This window comes from Krasilnikovia sp. M28-CT-15, assembly GCF_047159595.1.
GTDB lineage: Bacteria > Actinomycetota > Actinomycetes > Mycobacteriales > Micromonosporaceae > Actinoplanes.
This window is the reverse complement of sequence record NZ_BAAGAK010000001.1, coordinates 6236241-6249617: the sequence shown is the minus strand read 5'-3', so window position 1 is coordinate 6249617 and position 13377 is coordinate 6236241. Positions and strand designations below refer to the sequence as shown.

The window sequence follows — 13377 nt, the reverse complement described above, 5'->3', positions numbered from 1 at the left end:
CGGACGGGTGCCCCGCGGTGACCGGGCGGTGACGCCGGACATGGCCGGGCGACACCGCACCCGGCGGGCGCATCTGTCAGGATTTCGGCATGGAATACGTGGTCGTCTCCGTCATTCTGCTGATCGCGCTGCTGGTCGGGGCCGCCGTGCTGGTCGTGCCCCGGATGCGTCGCCGTGAGCTGCCACCGCCGCCCGGCGGGGGGACCACCACCCTGGAACGGCCCCCGGCGGCCGAGGCGCCGACGGCGCCGCCCACCGAGGTCGCCGCCCCGCCGGTCGCCGAGCCCGAGGTGGCGCCCGCGCCGGTCGAGGAGGCGCCGCACCTCATCGAGCAGCCGGAACCCACCGCGGGGCGGCTGGTCCGGCTGCGGGCCCGGCTGGCCCGCTCCCAGAGCGTGCTGGGCAAGGGCCTGCTGGCGGTGCTGTCCCGCGACCACCTCGACGAGGAGGCGTGGGAGGAGATCGAGGACAGCCTGATCACGGCGGACGTCGGGGTCGAGGCCACCCAGGTGATCGTGCAGCGGCTGCGGGAGCGGGTCCGGGTGCTGGGCACCCGGACCGTCAAGGAGGTACGCCAGCAGCTCGCCGAGGAGCTGATCGCCGCGCTGGAGCCGGACCTGGACCGCAGCCTGAAGGCGGGGCCGTTCGAGGGGCGGCCCGCGGTGGTGCTGGTGGTCGGCGTGAACGGTGCGGGCAAGACCACCACCTGCGGCAAGATCGCGCGGGTGCTGGTGGCCGACGGTCACAGCGTGGTGCTGGGCGCGGCGGACACGTTCCGGGCCGCGGCCAGCGAGCAGCTCGCCACCTGGGGTGAGCGGGTCGGTGCGGAGACCGTGCGCGGGCCCGAGGGCGGTGACCCGGCCAGTGTGGCGTTCGACGCGGTCAAGCGGGGCATCGACACCGGCGTGCACACGGTGCTGATCGACACGGCCGGGCGGCTGCAGAACAAGGTCGGGCTCATGGACGAGCTGGGCAAGGTCAAGCGGGTCGTGGAGAAGCACGGCCCGGTCGACGAGGCGCTGCTGATCCTCGACGCCACCACCGGGCAGAACGGCCTGGAGCAGGCGCGGGTGTTCACCGAAGTGGTGGACGTTACCGGCGTGGTCCTGACGAAGCTGGACGGCACCGCGAAGGGCGGCATCGTCATCGCGGTGCAGCGCAAGCTGGGAATTCCCGTGAAGCTGGTCGGCCTCGGGGAGGGACCGGACGACCTCGCCCCGTTCGAGCCGGCGGCCTTCGTCGAGGCGCTGCTTGGCAGCGACGGTTAGGCTCGGGACCGCGCAGCCTCTGCTGCGCGGTTCGGGTACGGGAGGTCGTGGGTGACGCAGGAACCCGTCCGGGAGATCCCGCTGCACGGGGGCAACGTCAGCACGGTCTCGCGGATCGGCGACACGGTCCGGCGCAACGCCGGCCCGTGGACTCCGTCGGTGCACGCCCTGCTCAACCACCTGCAACGGGTCGGGTTCACCGGCTCGCCGCACGCGCTGGGGATGGACGAGAAGGGCCGTGAGGTCCTGTCGTATCTCGACGGCGAGTGCGGGGAGTACCCGCTGGCCCCGCACTGGGTGACCGAGGAGGCGCTGGTCACGGTCGCCACGATGCTGCGGATGTTCCACGACGCGCAGTACGGCTTCGTGAACCCGCCGGGTGCGGTGTGGCGCTCGTTCGGGCCGCCGCCGCCGGACGCCGAGGTGATCTGCCACCACGACGCCGCCCCGCACAACGTGGTCTGGCGGCCGGACGGCACCCTCGCGCTGATCGACTTCGACCTGGCCTCGCCCGGTGCCCGGATCTACGACGTCGCGTACGCGGCGTGGACGTGGGTGCCGCTGTTCAGCGACCGGGACTCGTACACGCTGGGCTGGAAGCGGCCGAACCGGCCGCGGCGGCTGCGGCTGTTCGCGGACGCGTACGGGCTGATCCCGCGGGACCGGCACCGCCTCGTCCGCACGATCCGCAAGCGGATCGTGGACCATGTCGAGGGGATCCGGCGGATGGCGGCGGCCGGGGATCCGGCGTTCGTCCGGATCGTGCACAAGGGGCATCTGCGCCGCCCGATGCGCGACCTGCGGCTGCTGGACTACGAGCGGCACACCCTCGAGTACGCGCTCCGCTGATCACTGCGGCGCCGGATGGGCGCAATGCGGCGGTTCACGCTCTCGGTGCTGCCGCCTGTGAGAGTTTCTTCACACGTACGAAACAACCCGTCACGCGCCAGAAATCGCGCGTAGACCGTGCGTGAAACAGCGGCCGGAGAGGCTTCCGCCACGAAACCGGCCGACTGGCGACGCTGCTGAAGTGGGTCGTGTGGGAGGACACCTAATCCGAGAGGAGGCAGCGTGGAGATCAATACCGGCAATACCGCCTGGTTGCTCCTGTCGTCTGCGCTCGTTTTGCTCATGACCCCCGGCCTGGCGCTGTTCTACGGTGGCCTCAACCGGTCCAAGGGCGTTCTGAACATGATGATGATGAGCTTCTCGTGCATCGGGCTCGTCAGCATCCTGTGGACCGTCTACGGCTTCACGCTGGCCTTCGGCACCAACGGCAACGCGGGCCTGAACAACGTCATCGGCAACTTCACCCAGTACTTCGGCACCGGCCCCGGCACGATCACCGAGGAATGGCTGTTCCTCGGCGCCAAGACCGGCATCCCGACGTACGCGGTGATGGTCTTCCAGATGATGTTCGCCGTCATCACGGTCGCGCTGATCAGCGGCGCGGTCTCCGACCGGATGAAGTTCGGCGGCTGGGTCATCTTCGCCCTCGCCTGGTTCACCCTGGTCTACGTCCCGGTCGCGCACTGGGTCTGGGGCGGCGGCTTCATCGGCGCCAAGATCCACGCGCTGGACTTCGCGGGTGGCACCGCGGTGCACATCAACGCCGGTGCGGCCGCGCTGGCACTCTGCCTGGTCCTCGGCAAGCGGGTCGGCTGGCCGCGGGAGAACATGCGCCCGCACAACGTGCCGTTCGTCGCGCTCGGCGCGGGCCTGCTGTGGTTCGGCTGGTTCGGCTTCAACGCCGGCTCCGAGCTGACCGTCGACGGCACCACCGTCTTCGCGTTCATCAACACCCAGGTCGCCACGGCCGCCGCGCTGGTCGGCTGGATCGTCGTCGAGTGGCTGCGCGACGGCAAGCCGACCATGGTCGGTGCCTCCTCCGGCGCGGTCGCCGGTCTGGTCGCCATCACCCCGGCCTGCGGCTTCATCGCCCCGGTTCCGGCGATCATCCTGGGCCTGGTGGCCGGTGCGGTCTGCGCGCTGGCCGTCGGCCTGAAGTACCGGCTCGGCTTCGACGACTCGCTCGACGTGGTCGGCGTCCACTTCGTCGGCGGCTGGATCGGCTCGCTCGCGATCGGCTTCTTCGCCACCACGCAGGTCAACGCGGCCATCAACAGCGACCCCGGCCTGGGCGCCAGCGAGGGCCTGTTCTACGGCGGCGGCCTCACCCAGCTGGGCCGCCAGTTCGCGGGCAGCCTGTCCGTCACGGTGTACTCGTTCGCCGTCGCGGCGGTCATCGCGCTGGCCATCAAGGCCTTCGGCGGCCTGCGGATCAGCGCGGACGCCGAGCGCGGTGGCATCGACATCGCCGACCACGGCGAGAGCGCGTACGAGTTCACCCCGGCCGCGGGCTCCGGCGGCGGAGGCGCGTTCGCCATGGCCGGGCTCGGCCCGTCCACCACGCCCGACGCTGACGGCAAGACCGCGGTCAGCGAGAAGGTCGCCGGTTAGCTTTTCCTGATGACTGCACCGATGGAGGGACTGAGCATGAAGCTGGTGACCGCGGTCATCAAGCCCTACCAGCTGGACGGGGTCAAGGAGGCGCTGCACGCACTCGGCGTCGCGGGCCTGACCGTCAGCGAAGTACAGGGCTACGGACGGCAGAAGGGCCACACGGAGGTGTACCGCGGCGCCGAGTACACCGTGGAGTTCCTGCCGAAGATCAAGGTCGAGGTGCTGACCGACGAGATCGACGTCGAGAAGGTCGTGGACGCGGTGGTCACGGCCGCGCGTACCGGAAAGATCGGCGACGGGAAGGTGTGGGTGACGGCCGTGGAGGACGTCGTCCGGGTCCGTACCGGCGAGCGCGGGCTCGACGCGCTCTGATGTCACATGTGGTCAGTGAGTCGCCGGTGCCGCCCGCCCGGGCGTCCGGCGACTCGCTGCACACCTTGCGCGAACATCTCGGTGCCGCCGCCCGCGCCGCGCGGGCGGCGGCGCTCGACTCCTTTCTGGTCACCCTGTTCCCGGCCCACGTGCCGGGGGTCAGCCTGCTGGCGGTCGGCGGGCTCGGGCGGCGCGAGTGCGCCCCGTACAGCGACCTCGACCTGGTGCTGCTGCACCGGGGCACCGCCGGGATCGACCGGATCGCGTCCGCGTTGTGGTATCCGATCTGGGACGCCAAGCTCGGCCTCGACCACTCCGTGCGTACCGTGCCGGAGGCGCTGTCCGTGGCGCACGACGACGTCAAGGTCGCGCTCGGGCTGCTCGACGCGCGGCACGTCGCGGGCGACGAGCGGCTCTCCGCGGAACTCGTCAGCGCGGTCGCCGACCAGTGGCGGCGCACCGCCGTGCGGCTCATGCCGCAGCTCAAGGAGATCACCCTGGCCCGCTGGGCCACCCACGGCGAGCTGGCGTTCCTGCTCGAAGGTGACCTGAAGGAAGCCGCGGGCGGGCTGCGCGACGTCACCCTGCTGCGCGCCATCGGCCGCACCGGCGTCGCCGACACCATGCGGCCCGCGGTCCGCGCCGCCCACGTACGGCTGCTCGACACCCGCGACGCGCTGCACCTCGCGGTCGGGCGGCGCGTCGACCGGCTCGTCGCCCAGGAACGCGGCACGGTCGCCGACCTGCTCGACCTGCCCTTGCCCACCCCGGACGCGGCGCACGGGCCCACGGAGTCGGTCAGCCACGGCGATGCCCTGCTGCGCCGGGTCGCGGGCGACGCCCGTGCGGTCGCACACGCCCTCGACGACGCCTGGCGGGCCGCGGACCGGCTGCGCAACGGGCGCCGCCGCGGCATCCCCGCCCGGGGGCCGGGACGCCGCCCGGTGGCCCGCGACGTCGTCGAGCAGGACGGCGAGCTGGTGCTGGCCCGTACCGCGATCGGGCCCGTGCCCGACCCGACCCTGTCGCTGCGGGTGGCCGCCGCGGCCGCCGCGCACCGGCTGCCCATCGCCCGGGCCACCTGCGAGTGGCTGGCCGCGTTCTGCCCGCCGCTGCCCACCCCGTGGCCCGGCGCCGCCCGCGCCGCCCTGGTCTCCCTGCTCGGCTCCGGCCCCGGCCTGCTGCCCGCCTGGGAGACCTGCGACCGGTACGGCCTGATCGACGCGTGGCTGCCCGAGTGGGCCCGCATGCGCAGCCTGCCGCAGCACCACCCGGTGCACCGGTTCACCCTGGACCGGCACCTCGTCCAGGCCGCGTACGAGGCCAGCGCGTACACCCGCGAGGTGGACCGGCCCGACCTGCTGCTGCTCGGCGCGTTCCTGCACGACGTCGGCAAGGGCCTGCCCGGCGACCACAGTGAAGCGGGCGCGCCCGTGGCCGCCCACATCGCCGCCCGGATCGGGCTGCCGCCCGCCGACGTCGCCACGATCGAGAAGCTGGTCCGGCTGCATCTGCTGCTGCCCGACGCCGCCACCCGGCGCGACCTCTCCGACCCGGTCACCATCTCCACCGTCGCCGAGGCCGTCGGCGACCCCGCCACGCTGGACCTGCTGCACGCGCTGGCCCGGGCCGACTCGCACGCCACCGGGCCCGCCGCGTGGTCCGACTGGAAGGGCCGGCTGCTGGCCGACCTGGTCCGCCGCGTGCACACCGCGTTGCACACCGGGGAACTGCCCGACCCGCCCGCCGCCGACCCGGCGCTGCTGCGCGGCGACCTGCCCGCGGTGCACCTCGACGGCGACCGGGTCGCGGTCGCCGCGGCCGACCGGCGCGGCCTGCTGGCCCAGGTCACCGCGTGCCTCGCCCTGCACCGCCTGGACGTGCTCTCGGCCGACGCCTCCACCGTGGACGGCCGCGCCATCGTCGAATTCTGGACCCAGCCCCGGTACGGCTCACCCGCCGACCCGGTCGCCCTCGCCGCCGACCTGCGCCGGGTGGCCGCGGGCGACGTCTCGGTCACCCAGCGGGTCCGGGCCCGGGCCATGAGCGCCCGCGGCGGCGCCGCGCCCCGGGTCGTGTGGCAGGGCGGGGCGGCGACCGACGCGGTCATCCTCGAACTGCGCGCGGCCGACTCGCCCGGTCTGCTGTACCGGGTCGCCTCGGCGCTCGACGAGGCCGGTGCCGAGGTGCGCGCCGCCCGGATCTCCACCCTCGGCGGCGACGTCGTCGACGCGTTCTACCTCGTCGGTGCGCTGGCCGACCCGCAGCAGCGGGAACGGATCGGCGCCGCGGTTCTCGCCGCGGTCTGAGCCCGGACCCCGCGTCACCTCGGCGCGGCGGGGCCGTTGGCACCAGGAGGGCGTCGGGGGCCGGCGCCGCCGGATCGAAGAGGTGCAGCGGGCAGCATGCCAGAACCCCAGACGGCGTCGGCGACCCAACCCACGAGCCTGCTGGACGACCACATCGCGGTCATCGGTGGCGCCCTGCGGTCGGCGTTGCCGAACACCGCGATCCGCAACCGGTCGCTGGACGTCCGGCTGCTGCTGGCCCGCGCGGCCCTCGGCAGCGCCGGCACGCTGCCGGAGCTGCTGGCGGCCGCCCGCACCCAGGACCTGTCCTGGCTGACCGCGATCCAGCACACGGTCGACCCCAAGGCGCTGGCCGCGCTCGCGCACGTGCTGGCGTTCCAGGATCTGCAGCCGGACGACCGGCGCGACGCCCTGGGCCTCTTCGACCTGGTGCGCGCGGGATTCGGGGCGAACGCCCTGAACGGGCTGCACCAGGGCCTGCACGCGCAGCTGCTGCTGGCCGAGGAGGGGCCTGCCCGGGTGCCGGAGCTGCTGGCCGGGTACCGCCGGATGAAACGGGCCACCCGCGCCGCGATCCTGGTCGACCTCGCCAATCCCTTCACGGTCCCGGGGCGCCCGATGGAGCCGTGGCTCGCCGCGTTCCAGGCGCTGCTGCCGCAACCCGCGCCGGTGTTGCTCGACGACGACGCCCGCACCCCGTTCGACCGGCTCTCCGCGGCGCCGGTCGAGCCGGTGCAGAGCCCGTACCAGGTGTCCGTGGTCGTTCCCGCGTACCGGCCGGACGGGAGCCTGCGGACCGCGGTCCGGTCCATCCTGGCGCAGACGTGGCGCAACCTCGAGGTCGTCCTGGTCGACGACGGCTCCCCGGCGGAGTTCGACGCCGAGCTGGCCGCCGCGGTCGCCATGGACCCCCGGGTCCGGCTCGTCAAGCTGCCGGCCAATGTGGGCACCTACGCGGCCCGCAACGCGGGACTCGCCGCCTGCGGCGGGGAGTTCGTCGCGTTCCAGGACGCCGACGACTGGTCCCACCCGCGCCGGCTGGAACTGCAGGTGCAGCCGTTGCTGACCGCGCCGCGGCTGGTCGCCAGCACCTCGGACGGGCTGTCGGTCACCGACCAGCTGCTGACCAACCGCCCGGGGGTACGCAGTGGCCGGTTCAACCCGTCGTCACTGCTGTTCCGGCGGGACCCGGTGCTGCGGCGCATCGGCTACTTCGACGGGGTACGCAAGGCCGGCGACTCCGAGTACATCGGGCGGATCGAGGCCGCGTTCGGTGCGGGCGCCGTGCACCACCTGGAGATGGAGCCGCTCGCGCTGATCCGGTTGTCGGAACACTCGCTGTCGCGTGCGGAGGTTCGCGCGTACTGGATGCACCCGGCCCGGGTGGCGTACAGCTCGGCGTACCTGCGGTGGCATGAGCAGATCGCGGCCGGGGAGGCCGATCCGTACCGGCCGCGGGATGCGGTGGACCGGCCGTTCCAGGCCCCGGAACATCTCACCCGGCGCCCGGGCGCGACCGTCCCGCCCCGCCGGTATGACGTCCTGGTCGCGGCGGACTGGCGTTTCTGGCAGAGCCCGCAGCGGGCCGCGGTCGCGGAGGTGCGCGCCCTGATCGCGGCGGGCCATCGGGTCGCGGTCACCCACCTGGAGACCTACCGGTACGTACGCCAGCGGCGGCTGCCGCCGATCCGCGACATCCAGCAGCTCGTCAACGACGGGGCCGTCGATCAGGTCGAGGCGGGCCAGGACGTCGAGGCCGGGCTGGTGCTGGTCCGGCACGCGGCCGTCCTGCAGTTCGCGCGGGGCCTACCGGGCCGGTTCCGGGCGCACCGCGTGGTCGTGGCGGCGGACCGGGCACCGATGCGGGACGACGGCGCGGATCACCGGTACACCACGGCCGCGTGTGCTTCCGCGGCGCGCGAGCTCTTCGGCACCGACCCCGTGTGGTGGCCGCAGGATCCCGCGGTCCGGCAGGCGTTGCTGGCCGCCGAGCCGGGGCTGGCGGTGCTGCCGGACGAGCTGCCGTTCGTCGTCACCGCCGCCGAAGGAGCGGGGCCGCGCTCCGGTCTGGCGGGCCACCTGCCGGTGATCGGCGTCGACCTGTGCGATCAGGGCGGCCTGCCGGCGGAGCGCGCGGAGATCCTCGCCGTGCTGCGCGGGCTGGGCGGCGCCGCGGACATCCGGGTACGGATGCCCGACCGGTTGCTGCCGGATCCGCAGATGCCGCCGTCCTGGCTCTGCTTCGAAGCCGGTGACCTGGAGCCGCAACCGTTCCTCCAGCAGCTCGACTTCTTCCTGCACTATCCGCACCCGCGCGTGGTGGGCCAGTGGTCGCAGCCGGTGCTGGAGGCCGCGGCGTCCGGCTGCGTGGTGCTGCTGCCGCGGCGCCTCGCCGCCCTGTACGGCGACGCCGCGGCGTACGCCGAGCCCGCCGAGGTGCCCGCGCTGCTGGCCGGCTACGTGCAGGACCCGCAGCGCTACGCCGGGCGCAGCCGCCAGGGGTACTGCGCGGTGGCCTCGGCATACCGGCCGGAGCGCTTCGTGGCCCGGATCGCCGACCTGCTCGCCCGGGCCGACCCGGCGCTGCCCACGCCGCGCGTGGCACCGGCCGGTGCCCGCTAGCCCGCGTAGTCGTTGACCCTGTAGCGCCGTGCGGTGGCGCATCCACAACGTGGACCGTCGTCGCGGCGACGGCGGTCGGGAAAGGTGACCATGGCTGGAAGCCACGACGTGATCCCGCCTGCGCGGCCGGTGATCGGCGACGGTGAGATCGAGGCAGCGGTGCGGGTGCTGCGCAGCGGCATGGTGGTGCAGGGGCCGGAGGTGGCGGCGTTCGAGCAGGAGTTCGCCGAGCTGGTGGCGGGACGGCACTGCGTCGCGGTGAACTCGGGCACCTCGGCGTTGCAGCTGAGCCTGCTGGCGCTCGGCCTGGGCCCGGGTGACGAGGTCGTGGTGCCGTCGTTCACGTTCGCGGCCACCGCGAACGCGGTGCGGCTGGTCGGCGCGACCCCGGTGTTCGCCGACATCGAGCCCGGCAGTTTCTGCCTCGATCCGGCCGCGGTCGCCGCGGCGATCACCCCGCGGACGGCGGCGATCATGCCGGTGCATCTGTACGGGCATCCCGCCGCGATGGACCGGATCATGGCGATCGCCGAGCGGCACGGCCTCGCCGTGGTGGAGGACGCCGCCCAGGCGCACGCCGCGTCGCTGCACGGGCGGCCGGTGGGCACGTTCGGCGCCGCGGGGTGTTTCAGCTTCTACCCGACGAAGAACATGCACTGTCTCGAGGGCGGGATGGTGACCACCGGCGACGCCCAGCTGGCCCGCACCCTGCGCCTGCTGCGTAACCAGGGCATGGAGCAGCGGTACGCCAACGAGATCGTCGGGGCCAACATGCGGCTGACCGATGTCGCCGCGGCGATCGGCCGCGAGCAGCTGCGCCGGTTGCCGGAGTGGACCGAGCGGCGCCGCGCCAACGCGAAGTTCCTCGACTCGGTGATCACCGGGATGCAGACCCCGAGCGTGGCGGACGGGGCCTACCACGTCTATCACCAGTACACGGTGCGGGTACGGGGGGACCGCGACGCGGTTCAGCAGCGGCTGCGGGAGCGGGGGGTCGGCAGCGCGGTCTACTACCCGACGCCGGTGCACCGGCTGCGGCCGTACCTGGACGCCGGGGGACGGCCCGGGCCGTGGGACCTGCCGGAGACCGAACGGGCGTCCCGCGAGGTGTTGTCGCTCCCGGTGTATCCGACGCTGACCGACGCCGAGCTGGACCGCATCGGTGCGGCGGCGGGCGGCCTGCAGGTGGTGTCGTGAGCACCCGCAGGCTGCGCGCCGGCCTGATCGGCCTGGGCGCGATGGGGCGTAACCACGCGCGGGTCCTCGCGGGCCTGGACGGGGTGGAATTCGCCGGGGTGCTCGACCCGGTGGGCGACCCGACCGGTGCGGTGTCGGTGCCCGTGGTGTCCGAGCTGGCCGATCTGCTGGCGCTCGGGCTGGACTACGCGGTGGTGGCCTGTCCGACCGCGTTGCACGAGGAGGTCGGCCTGGAGCTGGCCGCGGCCGGCGTGTGTGCGCTGATCGAGAAGCCACTCGCGCTGTCGGTGGAGGCGGCCCGCCGGCTGGTCGAGGCGTTCGAGTCGCGCGGGCTGGTCGCCGGGGTGGGGCACATCGAGCGGTACAACCCGGCGCTGCGGAGCCTGCGGACCCGGCTGGAGGCCAGCGAACTGGGCGACGTGTTCCAGGTGGTCACGCTGCGGCAGGGCCCGTTCCCGCACCGGATCGCGGACGTGGGTGTGGTGCTGGACCTGGCCACCCATGACATCGACCTGACCGCCTGGGTCACCGGCCAGGAGTACGTGTCGATCTCGGCTCGTACCGTGTCGCGCAGCGGCCGCCCGCACGAGGACATGGTGGCCGCCGTGGGTCAGTTGACCGGCGGCGCGATGGTGAACCACCTCGTCAACTGGCTCAGTCCGCTCAAGGAGCGGGCCACCGTCGTCACCGGTGACCGGGGCTGCTACGTCGCGGACACGCTCACCGCCGACCTGACGTTCTACGCCAACGCCGCCATCGACACCGAGTGGGAGGCGCTGCGGACGTTCGTCGGGGTCTCGCAGGGCGACATGGTGCGCTACGCCCTGCCCAAGCGGGAGCCGCTGCTGATCGAGCACGAACTGTTCCGTGACGCGGTCGACGGGAAGCAGAGCGGCATCGTCTCGTTGCGGGAGGGGCTGCGCACGGTCGAGGTGGCCACCGCGGTGCTGGCCTCGGCGCGCGACGGCGCCACGGTGACGATCCCGTCCGCCGAGGCGACCGCCACCCATCCGCGGCAGCGGACGCCGGAACGCGTCGAGCCCTCGTCGGAGAGGAGCAAGCAGAGCTCATGAGAATCTGTGTGGTCGGCCTCGGCAAGATCGGTCTGCCGCTGGCCGTGCAGTTCGCGGGCAAGGGGCATGTGGTGTGCGGCGCGGACATCGCGCCGCGGGTCGTGCAGCAGGTCAACGACGGTGTGGTGCCGTTCCCCGGTGAGGCCGACCTGGACGTGCGCCTGAAGGAGGCGGTGGCGGCGGGGCGGTTGAGTGCCACCACCGACACCTCGGCGGCGGTGGCGGCGGCCGAGGTGGTGGTGATCGTGGTGCCGCTGTTCGTCGACGACGGCGGGGCTCCCGATTTCGGCTGGATGGACGCCGCGACCCGGGACGTGGCTGCCGGACTGCGCCCCGGCACCCTGGTCAGCTACGAGACCACGCTGCCGGTCGGCACCACGCGCGGGCGCTGGGCGCCGATGCTGCAACAGGGGTCGGGACTGACGGCCGGACAGGATTTCGCGCTGGTGTTCAGCCCGGAGCGGGTCCTCACCGGACGGGTCTTCGCCGACCTGCGCCGCTATCCGAAGCTGGTGGGCGGGGTCGACGAGGAGTCCGCCCGCCGCGGGGTGGCGTTCTACGAGGCCGTCCTCGACTTCGACGATCGGGCGGATCTGGCGCGGCGAAACGGTGTGTGGGACCTCGGCTGCGCCGAGGCGGCGGAGCTGGCGAAGCTGGCCGAGACCACGTACCGCGATGTCAACATCGGGCTGGCCAACCAGTTCGCCCGCTTCGCCGACACGGTCGGGGTGGACGTCGCGAAGGTCATCGAGGCGTGCAACACCCAGCCGTACAGCCACATCCACGCGCCCGGCATCGCGGTGGGCGGGCACTGCATCCCGGTCTATCCCCGGCTCTACCTGTGGAACGATCCCGCCGCGACGGTGGTCCGCGCGGCCCGCGAGGCGAACGCGGCGATGCCGGAGTACGCGGTGGACCTGCTGGCCGCGGCGGCCGGTGACCTCACGGGGGAGCCCGTGGTGGTGCTGGGGGCCGCGTACCGCGGTGGGGTCAAGGAGACCGCGTTCTCCGGGGTCTTCGCGACCGTCGAGGCGCTGCGGCGCCGCGGTGCACGGCCGTTCGTCAGCGATCCGATGTACACGGCCGGGGAACTCGAGGCGCTCGGGCTGCCCGCGCACCGGGGTGAGCCGGTGACTGCGGCCGTGGTGCAAGCCGACCATGCCGAGTACCGGACGCTGGGCACCGCCGAGCTGCCGCTGGTCCGGGTCCTGGTCGACGGGCGCCGCATCACGGACCCCGCCGCGTGGGTGGGTGTCCGGCGGATCCTGATCGGCGGCTGAGCGGGTTTTGCGCCAACAAGCCCCCGGCCTGGACGCCGGGCCGGGGGCGGTGCACCGGCCGGGAGATGGACCCGCCCCTGCCACCTACGGGCGGCGCGACGTCCGGACCCGGTCGGCGATCGACGGCGGCGGCTCGGCCTCGCGGGAGATCACGTCGCCGCGCTCGTCGACCCAGCCCAGCGGGCGCGCCGGATTGCCGGCGACCAGCTGGTGCGCCGCGACGTCCCGGGTGACCACGGAACCGGCGGCGATCATCGCGTACGGGCCCACCTCGATGCCGCACACCAGGGTCGCGTTGGCGCCGATCGACGCGCCGCGGTGCACCACCGTGGGGGTGATGACCCAGCCGGGGTTCTGCGCCCTGGGTCGGCGATCGTTGGTGAAGACCGCGCACGGGCCGACGAAGACCTCGTCCTCGAGCGTGACTCCCTGATACACCGAGACGTTGTTCTGAATCTTCACCAGATCACCGACGAACACATTCGCGTCCACGTAGACATTGCGGCCGAGGACGCATCCCGCACCCACCTTCGCGCTGCCCCGTACGTGGGCCAGATGCCACACCTTCGTACCGGCGCCGATCTGCGCGCCGTCCTCCACCTCTGCCGTCGGATGGACGAAGACCGGCGAGTCGGTGTCTGTCATCGGTTTCCTTTCAGATGCCGCACCGGCAGGTGGGGGGCGGGGGGCTTGAGCATCGTTGCGGCCCGGCGGAGAAGCGACCGGTCGGTCAACGGAAATGCCGGGGATTTGTCGGGGGCGGAGAAATGCGACTGCGATATCACGAGGGATT

Annotated in this window: 10 protein-coding genes; 9 read left to right on the top strand and 1 reads right to left on the bottom strand. The window is 73.2% G+C overall.

The window, feature by feature from the left end:
* The first annotated feature begins 89 nt into the window (after positions 1-89).
* From ftsY to ACMCNO_RS28560, 9 genes are all read left to right on the top strand, one after another.
* Positions 90-1268, top strand: a complete 1179-nt coding sequence (ftsY, locus tag ACMCNO_RS28600) for a signal recognition particle-docking protein FtsY (RefSeq protein ID WP_412752542.1) — start codon at positions 90-92, stop codon at positions 1266-1268.
* Between the two features lie 51 nt (positions 1269-1319).
* On the top strand, positions 1320-2117 hold the full coding sequence (locus ACMCNO_RS28595) for a phosphotransferase (RefSeq protein WP_412752541.1): 798 nt from the start codon (positions 1320-1322) through the stop codon (positions 2115-2117).
* Between the two features lie 222 nt (positions 2118-2339).
* Positions 2340-3728, top strand: a complete 1389-nt coding sequence (locus ACMCNO_RS28590) for an ammonium transporter (protein WP_412752540.1) — start codon at positions 2340-2342, stop codon at positions 3726-3728.
* Between the two features lie 36 nt (positions 3729-3764).
* Complete coding sequence (locus tag ACMCNO_RS28585; protein ID WP_165449693.1) at positions 3765-4103, top strand: P-II family nitrogen regulator; 339 nt, start codon at positions 3765-3767, stop codon at positions 4101-4103.
* Positions 4103-6412, top strand: coding sequence for a [protein-PII] uridylyltransferase (locus ACMCNO_RS28580; RefSeq protein ID WP_412752539.1), 2310 nt, complete (start codon positions 4103-4105; stop codon positions 6410-6412). Before ACMCNO_RS28585 ends, ACMCNO_RS28580 begins: the two co-directional genes overlap by 1 nt.
* A gap of 96 nt (positions 6413-6508) precedes the next feature.
* Positions 6509-9034, top strand: coding sequence for a glycosyltransferase (locus ACMCNO_RS28575; RefSeq protein WP_412752538.1), 2526 nt, complete (start codon positions 6509-6511; stop codon positions 9032-9034).
* Positions 9035-9124: 90 nt separating this feature from the next.
* Entirely contained in the window at positions 9125-10231 is a 1107-nt protein-coding gene (locus ACMCNO_RS28570; RefSeq protein ID WP_412752537.1) for a DegT/DnrJ/EryC1/StrS family aminotransferase, read from the top strand.
* Positions 10228-11304, top strand: coding sequence for a Gfo/Idh/MocA family protein (locus ACMCNO_RS28565; protein WP_412752536.1), 1077 nt, complete (start codon positions 10228-10230; stop codon positions 11302-11304). The genes ACMCNO_RS28570 and ACMCNO_RS28565 overlap by 4 nt, the downstream gene beginning before the upstream one ends.
* On the top strand, positions 11301-12584 hold the full coding sequence (locus ACMCNO_RS28560) for a nucleotide sugar dehydrogenase (protein ID WP_412752535.1): 1284 nt from the start codon (positions 11301-11303) through the stop codon (positions 12582-12584). The genes ACMCNO_RS28565 and ACMCNO_RS28560 overlap by 4 nt, the downstream gene beginning before the upstream one ends.
* Positions 12585-12668: 84 nt before the next feature.
* Here the strand turns inward: ACMCNO_RS28560 and ACMCNO_RS28555 are convergent, their stop codons facing one another.
* Positions 12669-13229, bottom strand: coding sequence for an acyltransferase (locus ACMCNO_RS28555; protein WP_412752534.1), 561 nt, complete (start codon positions 13227-13229; stop codon positions 12669-12671).
* Positions 13230-13377 lie beyond the last annotated feature (148 nt).